This is a genomic window from Burkholderia stabilis (assembly GCF_001742165.1).
Taxonomy (GTDB): Bacteria; Pseudomonadota; Gammaproteobacteria; order Burkholderiales; family Burkholderiaceae; genus Burkholderia; species Burkholderia stabilis.
Map to the genome: position 1 here is coordinate 819,111 of NZ_CP016442.1, position 20,345 is coordinate 839,455.

Below are 20,345 nucleotides of genomic sequence, written 5' to 3' on the forward strand. Positions count from 1 at the left end.
CAACCTGGCGACAACGCCCTGCCCATCGAAGCCGCGCCGGAAAACACGAGCAACACGCTCAACGCGCGGCCGGCAGCTTCAGCATCGTATCGGTCATCACGTCGGCCAGCTTCAGCGCCGACATCGGCCCGCCGAATCCCCAGATATTGCGTTCGATGAGCGCGATCCGGTGATCGCGCAGCGCGGGCACGAAGCGCCACACCGGCGAATCGAGTTTGGCCGACAGCGGCACGTCCATCCCCGATGCAGTCACGAACATCACGGCCAGGTCGCGCTGCGTGAGCAGATCGGCCGACGTCACGTACAGCGTGCCTTCCCGCGTCGGCTTCTTCGGCCACGGATCGAGGCCGAGAGCGCGCGCGAGGCCCGCCGACGTGCTGTTGCCCGTATAGGCCCAGTAACGGTCCGGCAAGCCGAGATCCTGCAGCAGCGCGATGCGCTCGCCCTTTCGCCCCGCTGCCGCGAGCCGCGCCGCATTGCGCGCGATTCCCGCGTCGAGTTGCGCATCGACCGCCTGTGCGCGTGCGTCGCGCCCCGTGACCGTGCCGATCGTGCGGAAGATCTGCCGCATCCAGTCGAGCTGCGTGACGGGCACGCCGTCCTCCGACACGTTCGGGCTGAACTGGAACAGGATCGTCGGCGCAATCCGGTCGAGCGCGTCGAAGATCGGCGCATGCCGGAAACCAACGCCGATGATCAGATCGGGCTTGACCGCCGCGATCGCCTCGAGCCCGGGCTCCTGCCGCGAGCCGATGTCGGTCACGTGCGCGAGCCGGTCGCTCTGGTAGCCGAGCCAGCCCGGATAGAACGCGGTATCGGCCATCCCGACCGGCACGAGGTCGAGCGCGACCACGCTTTCCGCGAACATGAAATCGAGCGCGACCACGCGTTGCGGCCGCACCGGCATCTTCGCGCTCGCCTGCGATACGACCGGGTTGCCGGCCAGCGATACGGCGCCCGGCGCGCCGCGTGCGTTGCCTTCGATGGCGACGGCCGACGCAGGAAATGCGCCGCAGCACGCGGCCCCGAGCGCGGCGAGCGCACCCAGCGCATGGCGACGGCCCGCGTCGTGCGTCACCGGATCGCGTCCTGCTCGGCCAGCGCCGCGTCGTCCATCGTCAGTAGCAGGGGGCAGCTTCCACACAGTTGCGTTTCTCCAGGAATTTCGTAGCGCAGGCAGCACACGCGGCGCGCGCGAAACGGCGTCGGCAGCAGCGGCGAGCGCGGCACGGCGTCGCGCACCGGCGTGCGCAGCGGATTCGGCTCGCAGCCAAGGCACGTCGAGCCGAACAGCCAGCCCGCGTCGCGCACGGGATCGGCCGCACACGGCAGCGACCGGCACGTGTCGAGCAGATAGTCGAGCAGGTTGCCCGCGTTGCTCCATAGCACGCGCGGGGTGACGCGGCCCATCGCCGCGAGCAGGTCGATCACCGCGCCGAGATGCGCGACGAGCCCCGCATAGCGGGGCTCGGGATCGTCGCACGGCGCGCCGAGCGCGTCCGGCGCGAAATACAGCGCGACGGGCATCCCGTCGTCGAGCGCGACGAACGTGCGCTCGGGCGTCATGTCGAGCGGCCGGCCGAGCGTCAGCGCGGCGACGACGCCGGCCGGCGCCGCGCGGCCGAAATAGTATTTGCTCCATTGCGACATCAGCGCGCGCGCATGCCGCGCCGGGTCGCCGCCGTAGTGGCGGACCATCGCGTCGAGCACCGCGTCGCGATGCTCGGGCAACGCGCTGACGGGTACGACGATCCGGCCCGGCGCATGCGCATCGTCGGGCAGGCCGAGCCAGACGACGTCGAGATGGTCGGCGAACGGCTCCGGCGCGAACGCCGAGAAGCGCGTGGCGCGCGCGCCGTCGGGCAACGGCGTCATCGCCCCGCGCGCCGTGCGCGGCGCCCCTCGAGAATCAGCAGCCCGAGCAGGTAAGGCGCGCCGATCAGCGCGGTCAGCACGCCGGCCGGCACTTCGCGCGGCGCGACGACCGTGCGGGCCGCGAGATCCGCGACGCCGAGAATCAATGCACCGCAGAAAGCGGCAAGCCACAGCCGCGTGCGATGCCGACGCGCGCCGAGCATCGTCGCGACGTGCGGCGCCATCAACCCGATGAAACCGACCGGCCCGACCGCCGCGACGGCCGCGCATGCGGCGAGCGTCGCGATCGTCAGCGCGAGCGGCCGCAGTGCGGCAACCGGCAGGCCGAGCGCGGCCGCCTGGTCGTCGCCGAGCGCAAGCATGTCGAGCGGTCGCGCGAGCCACGCGAACACGGGCACCGCGAGCACGCACCACGGCAGCAGCATCGACACCTCGCCCCAGCTCCGGCCATAGGTGCCGCCGACGAGCCACACGACGAAGCGCGCGGGCTGCACGCTTTGCTGCGTGATCAGCCATTGCGCGAGCGTTGTCCACAGCGCGCCGATCACGATACCCGTCAACGCGACCGCGAGCGGCGCATAACGATGCCGGTGATTCAGCGCGAGCGTGACCGCGAGCGACAGCCCGCCACCGATCAGCGCGGCCGCCGCGAGCGTCACATGCCCCATCAGCGGCCACGTCGACAATGCGAACAACGTGACGAGCCCCGCGCCCTGCGTGACGCCGAGCACTTCGGGGCCGGCGAGCGGGTTGCGCACGACGCTTTGCATCGCGACGCCGCTCACGGCAAGTAGCGCGCCCGCGAGGAGCGCGCACAACAGACGCGGCATGCGCAGGTCGATCAGCATCCGCGCGAGCGCATCCTGGCCGGACAGCGCGGCGGCCCAGCGCGCGGGCGACAGCCATTCCGGGCCGGCCGATACGCCGACGAAAATCGCGAGCGCGCCGATCACGACGAACAGCGTCGTGCGCAGCGGCCAGCCGAGCCGTTCGAGCCAGCCGACCAGCCGGGTCGACCCGCCGCCCGTCGTGCGCTCGGCATCCGCATGCAGCACGCCGGACCACGCCGCGCCGCGCCGGATCATCGCGAGCATCAGCGGCGTGCCGACGAGTGCGATCGCGACGCCGGTCGACAGCGTCGCGTCGAGGCCCGACGCGAGCACCGCGCTGTCGGTGACGAGCACGAGCGCACCGCCCGCGAGCGCCGACAGCGGCACCAGCACGCCGAGCCGGGCCGCGCGCGCGCCGCGCACCTGGCGCAGCAGGTTCGGCGCGACCAGGCCGACATACGACAGCGGGCCCGCGATGCTGACGGCCACGCTCGTGAAGGCGACCGCGACGATCGTCGCGGCGAGCCGTGTCGCATCGACGCACACGCCGGCCGCCGCCGCCGCATCATCGCCGAGCGTCAGCGGATTCAGCGGCCGGATCACGAACGGCAGCGCGACCAGTGGCACGACGAGCCAGCGCGCGGCGAGCGCGAGGCCCGTCGCGCCCGGCTGGTAAAGGCTGCCGTTGGCCCACAGCGCGGCGCCCGCGATGTTCTGCTCGAAGAACGCGAGCAGGAGCGTCGACAGCGCGGCGAACAGCAGCATGCATACGCTGCCCGCGAGCACGAGGCGCAGCGGCGTCGCGCGCCAGCCGCCGGCCGCGACGATCGCGCACGCGGCGGCGGCCAGCCCGCACACGAACAGCAGCGGCACCGACGCGACGCCGGCCAGTGCCGGCACGAGCATCGCCGCGAGCAAGCCGAGCTGCGCGCCGCCCGTCACGCCGAGCAGGTCGGGCGACGCGAGCGGATTGCGCGTGAGCGACTGGAACAGCGCGCCCGCGATGCCGAGGCAGCCGCCCGCAACGAGTGCGGCCGCGACACGCGGCAGGTTGAGGTCGAACAGGAACACGTGTGCGAGCGCCGCGGCGTCGCTGCCGGGCACCGCGCTCCACCACACGCGCAAATCGGGGGCGACGCGCAGCGCCGCGAGCAGCGCGATCAGTGCGACGAGGCCGAACGCAATCGCGCCGGCCCGGCCCGAGGCCGTGCCCTTCCCCGCCGCCGCGAGGCGCTTGCGCATCGCGAACGTCGTCATACGGCGAGATCCCGGTCGAAGACGCTGGCTGCATGCGGCACGCCGTCGCTCGACGGCCCGTAGGCCGGCACGCACATCGGCGCACCCGTCTGCGGGTGCGCGAGTTTCAGCATCTCGACGCCGAAGGCCGCGCGCAGCCGCGCCGGATCGAGCATCGCGTCGGGCGTGCCCTGCGCGACGAGGCGGCCCGCGCGCATCAGCACGATCTCGTCGCTGTACGCGGCCGCCTGGTTCAGGTCGTGCAGCACCCACACGATCGTCAACCCGCGCGCGCGGTTCAGCGTGCGCAGCGCATCGAGGATGTCGAGCTGGTGATGGATGTCGAGATAGGTCGTGGGTTCGTCGAGCAGCACGATCGGCGCCTGCTGCGCGAGCGCCATCGCGATCCACGCGCGCTGGCGCTCGCCGCCCGACAGCGCGCCGACGTCGCGGCCCGCATCGTCGGCGAGGCCGCTCGTTTCGAGCGCCTCGTCGATCGCCAGATGATCGGCGCGCGACAGGCCGCGCAGGAAACCGCCGTAGGCGTAGCGCCCGTAAGCGACGAGCTCGCGCACGGTGAGCCCCGACGGAATCTGGTTGAACTGCGCGAGCATCGTCAGCTCGCGCGCGAGCGCGCGGCGGCGAAACGACGCGAGCGGCTTGCCGTTCACTTCGACATGGCCGGCACGCGCGGGCTGCAGGCCCGCGAGCGTGCGCAGCAGCGTGCTCTTGCCGCAGCCGTTCGGGCCGCACAGCGCAGTTACGCGACCGGCCGCGATCGACAGGTCCAAACCGTCGATCACGACATGGTCGCGATAACCTACCGTCAGCCCCCGCGCGGCAAGCGCGGCGGTACTACGCGTCATCGGTCCTCCGTTCGGTCGCGCGCGGGACCGTGTAACTCTGCGCCATCGCGACGACGACCTTGCGCGGCCCCTCGAACGGGTCGCGCGCATGCGCGGTCAGCATGTTGTCGAGCATCAGCACGTCGCCCGTCTGCCACGGGAACACGATGCGCTGGCGATCGAGCACGCCGCGGATCTCCGCGAGCGCGTCGGCCTCGAGCGGCTCGCCGTCGCCGTAGTACACGTTGCGCGGCACGTTCTCGAGCCCGACCGCATCGACGAGCGCTTCCTGCATGTCGTCGTCGAGCGCGGACAGGTGAAACAGGTTGGCCTGGTTGAACCACACGCGCTCGCCCGTGCGCGGATGGCGCGCGACCGCCTGGCAGCGCTCGCGCGTGCGCAGCAGCAGCTCGCCGTCGTCATCGGTGCGCCAAGCGCATTCGATGCCGCGCGCCGCGCACATCCGCTCGACTTCGGCCGGCTCGTCGGTGCCGAACGACTGCTGCCACGGCAGGTCGAGCCCTTGCCCGAAATTGCGCACGTACAGCAGCTCGCGCTGCTCGAAGCGCGCGATGAGCGCCGGATCGAGCGCACGGTAGACGGCGCGGCTGTCCGCGATCGGCGTCGCACCGCCCTTCGGCGCGGCGAGTGCGCAGTGGAACCAGATCCGCAGCGGCCATTCGCGCGTATACGACTGCTCGTTGTGCAGCGGAATCGCGCGGTGCGGCGGGTATTCGGTCGACGTGTAGACGGCGCCCTCGACCTGGCTGCGCGGCGTCGACGCGTATTCATAGCCGATCAGCGGATCGCCGAACGATGCCGCAAACTGCTGGAACGCATCGATCGACGGCACGTGAAAGCCCGTGAACAGCACGCCGCCCGCCCGTTCGAGCGTGTCGGCCGCAATCTGGCGCGCCAGCGGCGCGACTTCGTCGATCGACATGCCGTCGCTGCCGCGCGGCGACACGACGGTGGGCAGCCCCGGCTCGATACGCAGGTCGTCGAGCGTCGGCAACGAAAGCAAGGTCATGCAACGTCCTCTTCAGGTAGCGCGCCGGGTCGCGGCGCAGCAGGTCACGACGCGCGCGATGCGCGCTCGCCGTCCATCGCGCGGCGCAGGCTCGCGGGGCGCATGTCGGTCCAGACGGTTTCGATGTGCGCGAGGCAGTCGGCCTTCGGGCCGCTCACGCCGGTCTCGCGCCAGCCGGCCGGCACGGGCCGGAACGTCGGTCAGATCGAATACTGTTCTTCGTCGTTGATGACGACCGTGTAGACGAGATCGTCGGTGTCGGCGGAAGGCGTCGTGGCTTGCGTCATGATCGGAAAAAAGCAGGAGGCGGTTGAAGGAGGCGAAGCGGCGGATTGCGCCGCTCCTGTCTGATAGACGATTGGCCGGCGCGTTTTTTTACCGCCGCCGCGCACGGCCGCCGAGGAACACCGGGCACGCGACGCCGCGATGGCACGCATCGAGGCATTCGGCGCAGTGGCGCTCCGCGTCGCGCACCATGAAATGCACGAGCGTCTGCGACACGTTCAGCGCGCGCGCCGCGGTCTGCAGCGTCTCCTCGCGCAACCGCACCATCTCGAATGCCGCGCGGCTGCGCGCCGGCAGGTCCTCGAGCGCGGCCCATACGCGCCGCAGCGTATCGCGCGTCATCAGCGCGGCTTCGGGCGTCGGTTCCGGCGACGGCACGTCGAAGCCGTCGTCCTCTTCCGTGTGATAGACGTTCTCGAGGCTTTGCCGGCGGCACGCGTCGATCGACGCATTGCGCACCATCCGCGTCACGTACGCGACCGGCTGGCGCACCGCGTCCTGGTTAGGGAATTCGACGAGCTTCACGAACACGTCGTGCACGACGTCCTCGGCACGGCTCGCGCAGCCGACGAAGCCGCGCGCGACGTTGACGAGCATCGCGCGATGGGAAATCAGCACGTCGAGCAGCGCGCCCTCTGCGCGTGGCTCCGCGGTACGACGCGCACGCGGCGCGGCGCGTGACGGCAGGTCCGGATAACTGCCGAGGAACGGGTTCGCCGTTGCCGCTGCCGGTCGTTCGAGCACTTCCGCCATTGCCATCGATCTGCTCCGTCAAATTCCGAGATAGCGCAATTTAACGTAAACGCAAATCATTCTCAATCCGATTACCAGATGACCCTTTCGATTGTCGGGATTTGTCTGAACAATTGGCGGAATTGTTGTCCGGGCAGATGGGACGCCCATCATCGGGCGCGGCGCGCGGTTGTCGGCGATCCCGATCGACGAGGCCCGCTTGCGCGACGCCCACACGATCTTTCACGTATCTGACAAAGCGCCTGCACCTGTCATTTGCGGTAGCAACTTCTTACCACGTGAAATTTTGGGGGCTCGTACGATCGGGTTGCCGTTTCCAAGGGAGAAAACCATGAAATCCATCGTGTTATCCGCTGTCATGGTTGGCGCGCTGTCGAGCGTGATGCTGACCGGGTGCGTGGCCTACCCCGGCCCGGCTCAAGTCACGATCGGCTGGCATGGCGATCGTTACTGGGACGGAAATCGCTACTGGGAACGCCGCGACTGGGAAGCGCAGCATTCCCGTGGGTATGACGACCGCCGGGACGATCATCGGGACGACCGACGCGACGACCAGCGGCCGCAGTGGTAACCCCCTTTCCCTTCCCGTGATCCGCTCTTCAACGACAAGGACTTCAACATGAAAACGCTACTGAAAACGCTGACCGTCGCGGCCCTGGCCGCCGCCGTGCTCGTGCCGGCCATCGCCGAAGCGCATCAGCACCGCGAGTGCCGCTTCGATCATCACCATCACAAGGTGTGTCGCTGGGTGCGTTGAGTATCGCGCAGCAGACAGGAAAAAGCGCCGGCAAGCCGGCGCTTTTTTGTTTCCCGACCGGGGGATCGCAGGCATTCGCCCGTTCCGGCCGATCATTGCGGTGCGTCGTCGCGCTCGTTCGATACCGTTGGCGCGACGACATCCTGCACCGAACGGGCAACGCACGGCCCGCATGCGTCAGTAGATAAACAGCCGGATCGTCGCCGTGCCGTTGAATGGCCCGATCTTCGGCGGGCCGAACGCCTTCAGCACCGCATCGAGCGTCACGCTCTGGTAGTTCACGCTTCCCGGCATCTGCGCGAGCATGAACTGCTGGTTGAACGGAATCGCCTTGCCGTCCCGGTCCTCGATGCCGATGCCGAAATTGCTCTTCGGGTCCGGCACGAGCAGCCCGTTCTGGACTGTCTGCGATGTCTCGAAGTAACCGTCCACGCGCACCGGAATGCTGCATTGCTTGGTCAGCGCGAGGCTGAACGACTTGCGCGGCACCGAGGGCGAGAAACCGTTGCCGGTCGCCTGAACCTGCCCGAACTTCACGATGCCCGGTTCCGGCGTGACTTTCACGTCGACGATGCACGGCGTCGGTTTCAGGTTCTGCAGACCGCTCAGCTTGTAGCGGAAACTCGGGTTGATGAAGTTCAGACCGCCCCTGCCGTCGAACTGGAACACCGCGTAGATGTCCGACGGCGGCCGTACAAAGTTGCCGCGCTTGCGTACGACGACCTGGTACGTGATGCTCAGCGGAAATTTCTCGCATCGCCCGGCCTTGACGTCGTTGTCGCTCAGCGTGCATGCCTCCACATACGTTTTCGTCTGCACGCCGTCACCCGGCTGGCTGCTGCGGCCGAAGTAATCCTCCCCAAGATAGCGAATGCCGATCTCGAGCCCCCACGCGGCCGGGGTCTGCTTTTCAGGGTTCGCGTAGAAATAAATCCACTCGCCGTAGGTTTTCTCCCTGCCGCCGAGATCCTTGTAGCAGTATCCCGTCGTCGTGCGCGGCGGCGACACCCAGATGACGTAACCGTCCGGCGCATCGGTCGGATACGACGCAACATTGCCGATCGCTTCCGTCAGCGATACACCGCCGCCGTTCGCGACGCAGCGCACGGCCCACGCCGGCTGCGCCAGCGCAACGAACAGCGCGAGCACGCACCACCTGAGCCACGCAGGCATCCGCGCCGCGATCCCGTTTCGCCGCGCGCCGCTCATTTCTTCACGCTCTTGCAGGCACCGGCCTCACACGCATACTCGACCGCCACCTGGCCGCCGTAATCGTCGATATGCGTGACGAACAGCGTCGCCGGCGTCGCGGCCTTGAACGGCACGTCGGCCGTGCTCATCGGGCTGACCATCACCGGTTCCAGCGGCACGTGCGTCTTCTGCGCGCCCGATGCGACGTCGACGATCGTGATGTGATACGGCGTCGGATTGTCGAATACGAGCGTGTGCGCGGCCGAATCGACCCGCAACGTCATCGGCAGCGTCCAGTCCTCGTCGCGCGCCGGCTGCACGGCCTTCGGCCGATAGAACAGCTTCATCTGCGTATGCAGCGCGATCTGCAGCGTGTTCGGCGTATCGGTCTTCGGCGGCACCTCGCGGATGTTCAGGTAGAACACCGATTCGCGATCGGCCGGCAGCTCGACGCCCGGCAGTTTCGCGATCCGCAGCACGTTGCGCTCGTTCGCCTCGACACGCTGCAGCGGCGGCACGACCATCAGCGGCGACGTGATCTTGTTGCCCTTCGTGTCCTCGAGCCACGATTGCACGAGATACGGATACGTCGTGCTCTTGTTGGTGATCGTGACGATCGCGGCCTGTTCGCCTTCGTTGAAGATCACGCGCGTGCGGTCGGGGACGATCGCTGCATGGGCGGCGCCCGCGAACAGTGCGCCGGCAGTCGCGAGCACGCCCAGCGCGCGCCGCGGAAAAGAAAGAGAGAAGGAATTTTTCATCACAGGATCCGTGGATTCATCGTTCGACCCGCGCGGCCGCTGCATGCGACTCGCCGGGCGTCTGGCACGTCACCGGGATCGGCGTGCCTTCGAGTTGGAGCTGGTTCGGCAGCGTGTCGATCGTGCAGAGCGTGCGTTCGCCCGCGCGCACCGCAAGCGACGACTTCGGCTGCACTTGCGTCAGGAACGCCGCGCCGCCCTCGCCGACGATGCCGAGCTCCTTGCCGTTCGCCGCGTCCTGCACCGATGCGCCGAACGGCAGCGGCTTGCCGGCCGCGTCGGTCAGCGTCAGGTACAGGTTGCTGCCGCGCGCGGCGGAGAATTTCACGAAGCCGATCGCGCCGTCGGTCAGCACCATGCGCTGGATCGGGTTCGTCACCTGCACTTCGAGCGGCAGCTTCTCGACGTTGACGGTCGCGTCGTACACGTTGTACGGCGAGATGCCGTCGAGCACCGCGTAGCCGCGCGAATCGGTATGCGCGAGCGTGCCGGACAGCGGCACGTCGGCCACGCCGTCGGTCGACACCAGCAGCCGCGTATCGCCCGCGTTGCCGTTCGCGTGCGCGGAGACGCCGTACTGCGTCGCGACGAACGAGCCGTCGACTTCGAGCGACGCGGCCGCGTACGCATTGGCGAGCGTCGACGCCTGCGCGGTCAGCTGGTACGCCGACGTGCGCTGGCGGTAGCTTGCGTTCGCCGATGCGCGGCCGTCGGTCGCGCCCGCGTTGACCTGGTAGGTGCGGCCATCCGGATCGTCGTAGATGTAGCCCGCGTTCACGCTCGTGCTGCCGCTGCCCGTGGTCAGGTTCGACGTGACGGTGTGGCGGCCGCCGATCGGCAGCGTCGCGGTCACCGAGAACTGATTGCCGCTCGCGCCCGAACTCTGCGTGCGGAACGCCGACACGCTGACGTTCAGGTTGCGCAGCGTGCCGATCGAGAACGCGCGCGTCAGCGTGAGGCCGACGCGCTGCTCGGACGAGCGCGCCCAGTAGGTGGTCTGGTCGTACGAGAAATAGGTCGACGTGTCGCCGAAGCGCTTCGACATCGTCGCCGAATAGCGCTGCTTGCTGTTGGCGAGGCCGTACGCGGTCGGGTCGCCCGAGAATTGCGCGAAGTTCGTGTATTCGCGTTCGGAGAAGCGGTAGCCGAAGAAGCGCACGTCGGCATCGAGCACGTCGAAGTGCTTCGAATAGTTGATGCGATACGAGTTGCCGTTGCGCGTCGCGCCGTTCCACCACAGGCGCGCCCGCGCATGCGTGACGTCGGCGGACACCGCGCCGAAGGTGCCGAAATCGCGGCCGACGCCGAGCGCGATCGACGTATAACCCGACGCGGCGATGAAACCGCCGTACAGCGTGACGTCGAACGGCAGGCCGTACGCGATTTCACCGAAGCCGAAGAACGGCGTGATGCCGGCGCTGCCGAACAGGCGCGGCTTGCCGACGGCCGCCTTGTAGCGCAGCTGCCCGGTGCGCGCGAGGAACGGCACGGCGGCGGTCGTCACCTGGAAGCGCTGCACGCTGCCGTCTTCTTCCTCGACGGCCACGTCGAGCGTGCCCTGCACGCTCGTGTTGATGTTCTGTAACGCGAACGCACCCGGCGACACGCGCGTGACGTACAGCACGCGGCCGGCCTGCGACACGGTCACGGTCGCGTTGGTGCGCGCGACGCCCGCGATCAGCGGCGCATAGCCGCGCAGTGAAGGCGGCAGCATGCGGTCGTCGCTGCGGATCGACGCGCCCGTCAGCGCGAACGTGTCGAAAATGTCGGAGGTCAGGTAGTCGTCGCCGAACGTCACCGTCGACTGGATCGACGGCAGCGCGCGAAATGCGTAAAGCCGGCTGAAGCGGAACGTGCGGTCCGCATACGCGGTATTGCCCACGTTCGATTGCGCCTGGTAGTCGCCGCGAAAGCGCCATGCATCCCAGTTCGCGCCCACCGTCCCGTAGGCCTGGATCGAATTCGTCTGCCCGCCGCCCGCACCGAAGTTGCGGTTCGTGTTCGCGATCACGCGATAGTCCAGCATCGCGCCGGGAATCCCTTCGGACCAGCGCGCCGGCGGCAGGTAGGTCGAATCGCTGAACTCGAGCGCGGCCTGCGGAATCGTGATCTTGAGCCGTCCGTCGGTCTTCAGGTAACGCACGGTCGCCCCCTCGATCGCGCCGAGATCGACGCAGCGCCCGCCCTGGAAGCGCGGCAGGTCCTTCACGAGCGACGGTTTCAGCCCGAACTGCGCGACGAGCTCCGGCGGCAGGCACGGCTTGCCTGCCCCGGACGCGTCTACCGCGATGAACTCGATGGACTGCAGCCCGTAGAACAGGTCGTTGACCTGCACGTCGAGCATGTACTCGCCCGGCAGCGTGAAGTCGGCCTGCGAGAACTGCGACAGATCGACATTGTTCGCGCCGTCGATGTTCAGAAACGACGAATTGAATTCCGTCGCATGGCTCTGGCTGCCGACGACCAGCACGGAGACGCAAAGGAAGGAATGTCTGATTCGCACGCGGCGCTACCGGAAGTCCGAGGAAGAGGGAAACGGGAGGAAAAACGAACGAGGAAAGGTGCGCGCACCCTTCCCCGGTACGGCGGCTTACTGGTAGCGAACCGTGAAGTTCGCGACGCCGTCTGCGGTACCCGGCGTCACGCCGGCTGCCGTCGCTTCGTACATGGCGGCGAAGCGTGCGACGTTCGTGCCGTTTTGCAGCAGGGTCGGCGCCTTTTGCTCGGCGCCGTTGTCGAGGTATTCACCCGACGCGGCCTGCAGGCGGATGCCGACGTTGGTGGCCGAGCCGATCGTGGCGAGCAGCTTCGGCTGGCCTGCGCTCGACGTGCCCGTGAACGTGAAGTACGCGTTCTGCGCGATGCTCGTGTCGCAGTCGGTCAGCTTGATGTCGAACGGGATCGCGTCCGACTTGTCGCCGGCTTGCTTGAACTTGTTGGTCGGCACCTTGCCGAGCTGCACAGTCTGGTTGACCGAGTTCGAATCGATGCCGCATGCGCCCGCGACGATTTCACCCGTGAAGTTGATCGTGCCGGTGCCCGCTGCGAAGGCCGAGGTGGACAGGGCTGCGAGTGCGACAGCGGTCAGGAGGGATTTTTTCATGACGTTTTCCATGAGAATTGCAAAGAGAATGGACGACGTGGCGGACACAAACGGCAGCGTGTGGTGGCTCCCGTCCGTCACGAGGCGGCATTATCGAGATAATCATGAAAGATTTTTGTAAATCATTGTCAAATGCTTCTGACAATGTTCAATTCATCTTTCGAGAATTTCATTCCTTCCCGTCAATTTTCAATTCCGGCATTTTTGTCCGCAGTCCTTTTTTATTTTTCGGAACCAATTGAAGATTAAAGAGATTTTCCGTCGACAGACATCTTCATCGGCCACATCCTTGCTGGCATTGGCTTCCGTCGAACCCGTCCTGAAAAAGACAAAACATTGTCAGATACCGCCATCGTTGCCCGATGACAACGCCAATATCGAATGATTTTCAACTGACAGGAAATTAACCGGCGAATCAGGCAATCCTGATTCAGTGCGCAAACGATTGCGAAAAGAATACAAACGTTTTGCTGCGACACTTTGCCGCCATCATTAATTCCAATACATTGATTAATCACTCAGTCAATTGCCGATCTGAAACCGCACACATGCGCGTGCCGTCGGACCGCGATAAGCGGGCCGGTTACTCGAGATCAGAAGGGACAATCTCGGCGCATACGTTTGCGCCGGACGGCGACGCGTTCGGTCGCCGGATGCGGGTTGCATCGGGCGGTGTGCTTCCGCCCTGCCGCCGGATGGAAAGCGTTCGGTGCGCTTGCCGAAGACGTGCCGTCGCCGAGCGTACCGGGCACCGCCGCAGGCCGCGATGCCGGTCAAAACGACAGCGGCCCGACGAATCGGGCCGCTGTCGTGTCGTCACCCGGCGCGCTGCGGCGTCAGGCGTTGCGCGTCGTGCGCGCCATCATGCGGAAGCCGCGGCCTCCGCCGATGCCGGCGCCCAGCCGCCGCCGAGCGCGCGATACAGCGTGATCGCGTTCGCGAGCCTGAGCTGCTTGAGCCGGATCAGCTCCTGCCCCGACTCGTACGTGCTGCGCTGTGCGTCGAGCAGCTCGAGATACGTCGAGACGCCGCCCGCATAACGACGCTCCGCGAGCTTCAACCGCGCGCCGTCTGCCGCGTAGACATCCTGCTGCGCGGCAAGCTGGCGATCGATCCAGTCGCGCGCGGCGAACGCGTCGGCCACCTCGCGGAATGCGGTCTGTATCGTCTTCTCGTATTCGGCGACCGCGATGTGCTTGCGCGCGTTCGCGACGTCGAGATTCGCGCGATTGCGTCCGCCCGCGAAGATCGGCAGCGTGATGCGCGGCGCGAATGTCCACACGCTCGTGCCGGCCGCGAACAGGCTCGAGAACGCGTCGCTGACCGAGCCGTAATCGGTGGTCAGCGCGATGCGCGGGAAAAACGCCGCGCGCGCGGCGCCGATCTGCGCGTTCGCGGCCTTGAGCCGCGCCTCGGCCTGCCGGATATCCGGCCGCCGTTCGAGCAGCGCGCTCGGCGCGCCGGGCGCCACCGGTGCGATCGCGAGCGTGTCGAGTGCGGCCCCGTCGTCGGGCGCGTTGCGCGCGAAATCACCCGCGAGCAACTGCAGCGCCCGCACGGCCTGCGCATGCTCGCGCTGCAGCGCGGCCTGCGATGCGCGCGCGGACGCGACCAGCATCTCGGCCGAACGCAGTTCGATCGCGTCGCTCGTGCCGGCCCCGTAGCGGCGTTGCGTGAGCGCGGCCATGCGTTCGCGCGCATCGAGCGTGCGCTGCGCCAACGCGAGCTGCTCGTGCAGCGAACGCTCCGACACATACGCACCGGCCACTTCGGCGATCACGCCGATGCGGACCGTGCGCTGCGCGTCGGCCGTCGCGAAATACTCGGCGAGCGCCGCGTCGGACAGGTTGCGCACGCGGCCGAACAGGTCGAGCTCGTACGCGCTGATACCGACGCCCGCGCGATACAGCCCGCTGATCGCGCTTTCGCGCACGACCGGGTCGTACTGGCGCGCGCGCTCATAGCCGAGATTCGCATCGACCGACGGCATCAGGTCCGCGCGCTGCACGCCGTACAGCGCACGCGCTTCCTCGACCCGGCCGGTCGCGATCCGCAGGTCGCGGTTGTTCGCGAGCGCCGCGTCGATCCACGCCTGCAGCGCCGGGTCGGTGAAATACGCATGCCAGTCGTCGAGCAGCGCGGCATCGGCAGGCGCGGCGGCCTGCGCGGTGCTGCCGTCGGCCGGCGCATAGGTGGACGGCACGGGCGCCGCCGGCCGCTCGTAGCGCGGCGCGAGCGAGCAGCCGGCGAGCGCGAGCGCGGCGGCCAGCGCGAGCTGAGCCCGCAGCGCAGCGCGTGCATTCAGCGCAAACATCATTGCGATCCCTCCAACGTCGCCGGCTGCGCACCACCGCGCCGGCGCGGGCCGACGTCGAACAGGCGGCCGACGATCACGAAAAACAGCGGGACGAGGAACACCGCGAGCACGGTCGCCGTGATCACGCCGCCGAGCACGCCGGTGCCGATCGCCATCTGCGCGCCGGACGCCGCGCCCGATGCGAACGCGAGCGGCAGCACGCCGACGCCGAACGCGAGCGACGTCATCACGATCGGCCGCAGCCGCAGGCGCGCGGCCTCCAGCGCAGCGTCGACGAGCGACATGCGCTGCGCGACCAGGTCCTTCGCGACTTCGACGATCAGGATCGCGTTCTTCGCAGACAAACCGATCGTCGCGATCAGCCCCACCTTGAAATAGATGTCGTTCGGCATCATCCGCAGCGTGACGCCGAGCACCGCGCCGATCACGCCGAGCGGGACGACCAGCATCACCGCGAACGGAATCGACCAGCTCTCGTACAGCGCCGCGAGCGCGAGGAACACGACGAGCACCGACAGCGCGAACAGCATCGGCGCCTGCGCACCCGACAACCGCTCCTCGAACGACTGCCCCGACCACGAGTAGCCGATGCCGGCCGGCAGCTTCGCGGCGATCCGCTCGATCGCGGTCATCGCCTCGCCGCTGCTGTGGCCCGCCGCGGCCGAGCCGTTGATCGTGAACGACGGGAAGCCGTTGTAGCGCGTGAGCTGCGGCGGCCCGAGCGTCCAGTGCAGCGTCGTGAACGCCGCGAGCGGCACCATCTCGCCGCGCGCGTTGCGCACGCGCAGCTTCTTCACGTCGTCCGGATCGAGCCGGTGCAGCCCGTCGGCCTGCACGACCACGCGCCGCACCTGCGTGCCGTGCATGAAGTCGCCGATATAGTCCGAGCCGAACATCACCGCGAGCGTCGTGTTGATCTCGTCCATCGACACGCCGAGCGCGGACGCCTTCGCGCGATCGATGTCGAGCTTCAGTTGCGGCGCGTCCTGCGTGCCGGCGAACATCAGGTCGGTGAGCGCCGGTTCCTTGCCGCCCGCCGCGAGCAACTGCTCGCGCGCGGCGCTGAACGTCGCGTAGTCGAGCCCGCCGCGGTTCTGCAGCCGGAAGTCGAAGCCGCTCGTCGAGCCGAGATCGGGCAGCGCCGGCGAGTTCATCGCGAACACCGTCGTGTTCGGCGTGTCCGAGAAGCGCTCGTTGATGCGCGCGACGATCGCCTGCACGTGATCGCGCGTGGCCTTGCGCTCCTTCCAGTTCTTCAGCGTGACGAAGATCATCCCGCCGTTCGGCCCTTCGCCGTACAGGTTGAAGCCGCCGAGCGCGAACGTATACGCGGCCGGCTCGTCGTTGCGGATGTACGACTCGACCTCGCGCACGCTCTGCATCGTTTCCGCGAGCGGCGTGCCTTGCGGGCGGATCACCATCACCATGAAGTTGCCCTGGTCCTCGTCGGGCAGGAACGCGGTCGGCAGTTGCGTGAGCATCAGCGCGGCGGCGCCGGTCAGCGCGCCGTACACGACGAGCCAGCGCACGGGCTTCTTCAGCATCGTGCCGACGCGCGTCGCATAGCGCTGCGTCGCACGCGCGACGAAGCGATTGAACCAGCCGAAGAAGCCGCGCTTCTCGTGATGGTCGCCGGACACGGGCTTGAGCAGCGTCGCGCACAGCGCGGGCGTCAGCGACAGCGCAAGGAAGGCCGAGAAGCCGATCGACACCGCGAGCGACAGCGCGAACTGCCGGTAGATGTTGCCGACCGCTCCGCCGAAGAACGCCATCGGCACGAACACCGACGTCAGCACGACCGTGATCCCAATGATCGCGCCGCTGATCTGCTTCATCGCCTTGACGGTCGCGTCGTAGGGCGCGAGCCCTTCCTCGACCATCAGCCGCTCGACGTTCTCGACGACGACGATCGCGTCGTCGACGAGGATGCCGATCGCGAGCACCATCCCGAACATCGTCAGCACGTTGATCGAGAAGCCGGCCGCATACATCACGCCGAACGTGCCCGCGAGCGCGACCGGCACGACGAGTGTCGGGATCAGCGTCGCGCGCAGGTTCTGCATGAACAGGAACATCACGAGGAACACCAGCACGCCCGCTTCGATCAGCGTCGTGACGACCTTGTTCATCGACACGCGCACGAACGACGACGTCTCGTACGGGATCTGGTACTTCACGCCCGGCGGGAAGAACGCGGACAGCTCGTCCATCGTCGCGCGCACGCGCTTCTCGGTGGAGACCGCGTTCGAGCCCGGCGCGAGCTTGATGCCCATGCCGGTGGCGACCTTGCCGTTCACGTAGGACGGATAGTTGTAGTCGTTGCCGCCGAACTCGATGCGCGCGACATCGCGCAGGTACAGCGCGGAGCCGTCGGCCTGCGTGCGCAGCGCGATCGCGCCGTAATCGGCCGGCGTCTTCAGCGGCGCGTCGGCGAACACGGTCGCGGCGATCGGCGCGCTGTCCGGCACCGCGCTGCGGCCGATGTCGCCGATCGTCACGCGCGCGTTGTGCGCGCGCACGGCCGATGCGATGTCCGACGCGGTGAGGCCGTGCCCGGCCATCTTCACCGGGTCGGGCCAGATCCGCATCGCATATTCAGCGCCCCAGAACTGCACCTTGCCGACACCCTCGACGCGGCGCAGCGCCTGCACGACGTTCGCCGACGCATATTCGCCGAGCTGCACGTCGGTCATCCGGCCGTCTTCGGACGTGAGCGACACGACGAGCTGGATGTTGTCGGCGGCCTTCTCGACCTGGATGCCGTCGCGACGCACGGGCTCGGGCAAGCGCGCCTCGACCGTCTTCAGGCGGTTCTGCACTTCGACGGCCGCGAGATCGGCGTTCACGCCCTGCTTGAACGTCAGGTACAGCGATGCCATCCCCGCGCTGCTCGTTGCGGACGTGTACATCAGCCCGGGCGCGCCGTTCATTTCGCGCTCGATCAGCGCCGTCACCGATTCCTCGACGACCTGCGCGGACGCACCCGGGTACGTCGCATAAATGCTGACGACGGGTGGCGCGATGTCCGGGTACTGCGCAACGGGCAGCGCGCGGATCGCGAACAGGCCGCCCAGCATGATGAAGATTGCGATCACCCACGCGAAGACGGGGCGATCGATGAAGAAACGTGCCATGGTGGTTTGAACCGGTCAGGTTTGACGGGCAGCCGCCTGCGAAGCGGCCGCTGCCGGCGCCGCCTTCGGCGCCTGCGCCTTCTCGACGGGCTTGACGGCCGTATCGGGCGCGAACTGCGCCGCGTTGTCGACGATCACGCGCTCTCCGCCCGCGAGGCCGCGCGTGATACGCCAGTCGCGGCCGCTCATCTGGTCGGCCAGGACCTCGACGTCCTTGACCTTGCCGTTCGCGCCGACGACGCGCACCGACGTGCGGTCGGTCGTGCGCAGCAGCGCGTCGCGCGGCACGAGGATCGCCCGCTGGTCGACCGCCGTGTCGAGCGCGATCCGCACATACGCGCCGGGCAGCAGCTCGCGCTCCGGATTCGGGAACAGCGCGCGCATCGCGACGGTATCGGTGGTCGGATCGACCGCGAGATCGCTGAACAGCAGCTTGCCCTTCAGCGGGTACGCGGTGCCGTCGGCGCGCAGCAGCGTCACCGCGATGTCGTGCTGCGCGATGCCGGTCGCGCGCCCGCTCTTCACCGCGCGGCGCAACGCGTCGACGTCGGCGGCCGGTTGAGAGAAGTTCACGTAGATCGGATCGAGCTGCTCGACGGTCGTGAGCGGCGTTGCCTGGTCCTGGCCGACGAGCGCGCCTTCGGTCACGAGCGCGCGCCGCGCGCGGCCCGAGATCGGCGCGGTGACGGTCGCATAGTCGAGCTGCAGCTGCGCACGCGCGAGCTCGGCCTTCGCGGATGCGACTTCGGCCTTCGCCTGCGTGTCGTCGGCGACGGCCTCGGTATGATCGCGCTCGCTGACCGCGCGATCACGCACGAGATCGTCGTAACGGCGGCGCTTGTCGCTCGCCGCGAGCGCGGCGGCCTGCGCCTTCGCGAGCGCACCCTGCGCGGCATCGCGTGCGGCCTTCAGCGGCGCGGGATCGATGCGGAACAGCACCGCGCCCTGCTTCACTTCCTGGCCTTCCTCGTAGGTACGCGCGGTGACGATGCCCGCGACCCGCGCGCGCACTTCCGCCTGCCGGTACGCGTCGAGCCGGCCCGGCAGTTCCACCGTCATCGGCACGGCCGTCGGGCGCACCGTCACGACGGTTGCCTGCTTCGCGGTCTCCGGCGCTGCGTCCTTGTCGCCCTTTCCGCATCCGGCGACGGCCAGCACGGCCGCCAACGCGAACGGCGCCAGCCCATGGCGCAACAGGGAGCGATTGTTATTCATGTGTGACCTCGGATCGTTCGCCGCCGATAAAATGCGGCGGCTCAGGGTGGCCGATTATAATCAGTCACGACTGATTAAATAAATGCTGTTTTAATCTGACTGCCACACTGTCTCAATAAAACGACAGCGATTTGTAAGGAAACTCACGACATGGCCCGCAAGACCCGGGAAGAATCGCTCGCCATCAAGCACCGGATCCTGGACGCCGCCGAGCTCGTGCTGCTCGAACGCGGCGTCGCGCAAACCACGATGGCGGACCTCGCCGAAGCCGCCGGGATGTCGCGGGGCGCCGTCTACGGCCACTACCGCAACAAGATGGAAGTGTGTCTCGCGATGTGCGACCGCGCCTTCGCGCGTACGTCGGAAGGCTTCGACGCGGACGAGAGCCTGCCGCCGCTCGACACGCTGCGGCGCGCCGCGTCGCACTACCTGCAGGAATGCGGCGAGCCGGGCCCGATGCAGCGCGTGCTCGTGATCCTCTATACGAAGTGCGAGCAGAGCGAGGAAAACGGCGCGCTGCAGCGGCGCCGCATGCTGCTCGAGCTGCAGATGCTGCGGATCACGAAGGCGCTGCTGCGCCGCGCGATCGCGGCCGGCGATATCGCCGCCGATCTCGACGTGCACCTGGCGGCCGTCTACCTCGTGTCGCTGCTCGAAGGCGTGTTCGCATCGATGATCTGGACCAACCGGCTGCGCGGCAATCTGTGGAACGACGCCGAAGCGATGCTCGATGCCGGCTTCGACGCCGTCCGCACCTCCGTCGCGCTGCGTGTCCGCGCGCAAAAATTGCCTGACTGACGAAATTCATCGTAATAAATGCTGATTTAACCCGATTTACCGCACTGCGAAACGAATGAGCTGACCCCCTTTAAAATTTTTAACGTTTCGCGGAACATCGGTAGACTGACGCTGTCATCTTTCTTTAGCGTCTTCGTGATAACCGGGTTCGACCCGCTATGCACGCCGCCGTTCGAAGCGGGCCCGCCCCGCGCGTTGGGTCGAACGGAAACGAC

16 protein-coding genes and 1 pseudogene are annotated in these 20,345 nt (G+C 67.8%); 3 read left to right on the forward strand and 14 right to left on the reverse strand.

All coding sequences use genetic code 11. The features are described 5' to 3' along the window. Positions 1–58: 58 nt before the first annotated feature. The 7 genes and pseudogenes from BBJ41_RS03870 to BBJ41_RS03900 form a co-directional block, all read right to left on the reverse strand. Entirely contained in the window at positions 59–1,078 is a 1,020-nt protein-coding gene (locus tag BBJ41_RS03870) for an ABC transporter substrate-binding protein (RefSeq protein WP_069745392.1), read from the reverse strand. Continuing rightward, entirely contained in the window at positions 1,075–1,875 is an 801-nt protein-coding gene (gene fhuF, locus BBJ41_RS03875; RefSeq protein ID WP_069745393.1) for a siderophore-iron reductase FhuF, read from the reverse strand. The genes BBJ41_RS03870 and fhuF overlap by 4 nt, the downstream gene beginning before the upstream one ends. Next, the gene (gene fhuB, locus BBJ41_RS03880; protein WP_069745394.1) at positions 1,872–3,962 is read right to left on the reverse strand and encodes a Fe(3+)-hydroxamate ABC transporter permease FhuB; all 2,091 of its coding nucleotides are present in this window, start codon (positions 3,960–3,962) and stop codon (positions 1,872–1,874) included. Before fhuB ends, fhuF begins: the two co-directional genes overlap by 4 nt. Then, the gene (locus BBJ41_RS03885; protein WP_069745395.1) at positions 3,959–4,807 is read right to left on the reverse strand and encodes an ABC transporter ATP-binding protein; all 849 of its coding nucleotides are present in this window, start codon (positions 4,805–4,807) and stop codon (positions 3,959–3,961) included. The genes fhuB and BBJ41_RS03885 overlap by 4 nt, the downstream gene beginning before the upstream one ends. Continuing rightward, positions 4,797–5,816 (reverse strand): TauD/TfdA family dioxygenase, encoded by a 1,020-nt coding sequence (locus BBJ41_RS03890; protein ID WP_069745396.1) that lies wholly within the window; start codon positions 5,814–5,816, stop codon positions 4,797–4,799. Before BBJ41_RS03890 ends, BBJ41_RS03885 begins: the two co-directional genes overlap by 11 nt. Positions 5,817–5,860: 44 nt before the next feature. Continuing rightward, positions 5,861–6,103 (reverse strand): annotated as a pseudogene (locus BBJ41_RS03895) (MbtH family protein). A gap of 88 nt (positions 6,104–6,191) precedes the next feature. After that, a complete protein-coding gene (locus BBJ41_RS03900; RefSeq protein ID WP_069745397.1) occupies positions 6,192–6,860 on the reverse strand; it encodes an RNA polymerase factor sigma-70 in 669 nt (222 codons plus the stop codon). Positions 6,861–7,185: 325 nt separating this feature from the next. Here BBJ41_RS03900 and BBJ41_RS03905 point away from each other — a divergent pair, with 325 nt between their 5' ends. Then, the gene (locus BBJ41_RS03905; RefSeq protein WP_069747574.1) at positions 7,186–7,425 is read left to right on the forward strand and encodes a hypothetical protein; all 240 of its coding nucleotides are present in this window, start codon (positions 7,186–7,188) and stop codon (positions 7,423–7,425) included. Positions 7,426–7,473: 48 nt separating this feature from the next. Then, complete coding sequence (locus BBJ41_RS41075; RefSeq protein WP_163012795.1) at positions 7,474–7,611, forward strand: HHHH-motif protein; 138 nt, start codon at positions 7,474–7,476, stop codon at positions 7,609–7,611. Positions 7,612–7,788: 177 nt separating this feature from the next. Here BBJ41_RS41075 and BBJ41_RS03910 read toward each other — a convergent pair whose 3' ends face one another. From BBJ41_RS03910 to BBJ41_RS03940, 7 genes are all read right to left on the reverse strand, one after another. Beyond that, entirely contained in the window at positions 7,789–8,820 is a 1,032-nt protein-coding gene (locus BBJ41_RS03910; RefSeq protein WP_069745398.1) for a fimbrial protein, read from the reverse strand. After that, a complete protein-coding gene (locus BBJ41_RS03915; RefSeq protein WP_069747575.1) occupies positions 8,817–9,563 on the reverse strand; it encodes a fimbrial biogenesis chaperone in 747 nt (248 codons plus the stop codon). The genes BBJ41_RS03910 and BBJ41_RS03915 overlap by 4 nt, the downstream gene beginning before the upstream one ends. Before the next feature lie 16 nt (positions 9,564–9,579). Further along, positions 9,580–12,066: a fimbria/pilus outer membrane usher protein gene (locus tag BBJ41_RS03920; RefSeq protein ID WP_455726608.1), complete on the reverse strand. Its 2,487-nt coding sequence runs from the start codon at positions 12,064–12,066 to the stop codon at positions 9,580–9,582. Positions 12,067–12,153: 87 nt separating this feature from the next. After that, positions 12,154–12,666 carry a fimbrial protein gene (locus BBJ41_RS03925; RefSeq protein ID WP_069747576.1) on the reverse strand — a complete coding sequence of 171 codons (513 nt, stop codon included), beginning with the start codon at positions 12,664–12,666 and terminating at the stop codon, positions 12,154–12,156. Positions 12,667–13,528: 862 nt separating this feature from the next. Further along, complete coding sequence (locus BBJ41_RS03930; protein ID WP_069747577.1) at positions 13,529–14,980, reverse strand: efflux transporter outer membrane subunit; 1,452 nt, start codon at positions 14,978–14,980, stop codon at positions 13,529–13,531. After that, positions 14,980–18,117, reverse strand: coding sequence for a multidrug efflux RND transporter permease subunit (locus tag BBJ41_RS03935; RefSeq protein WP_069745400.1), 3,138 nt, complete (start codon positions 18,115–18,117; stop codon positions 14,980–14,982). Before BBJ41_RS03935 ends, BBJ41_RS03930 begins: the two co-directional genes overlap by 1 nt. A gap of 15 nt (positions 18,118–18,132) precedes the next feature. Then, positions 18,133–19,332 carry a MexX/AxyX family multidrug efflux RND transporter periplasmic adaptor subunit gene (locus BBJ41_RS03940; protein WP_069745401.1) on the reverse strand — a complete coding sequence of 400 codons (1,200 nt, stop codon included), beginning with the start codon at positions 19,330–19,332 and terminating at the stop codon, positions 18,133–18,135. A gap of 150 nt (positions 19,333–19,482) precedes the next feature. On the opposite strand from BBJ41_RS03940, the gene BBJ41_RS03945 reads away from it, so the two are divergent. After that, positions 19,483–20,130: a TetR family transcriptional regulator gene (locus BBJ41_RS03945; protein ID WP_069745402.1), complete on the forward strand. Its 648-nt coding sequence runs from the start codon at positions 19,483–19,485 to the stop codon at positions 20,128–20,130. The last annotated feature ends 215 nt before the right edge of the window (positions 20,131–20,345 follow it).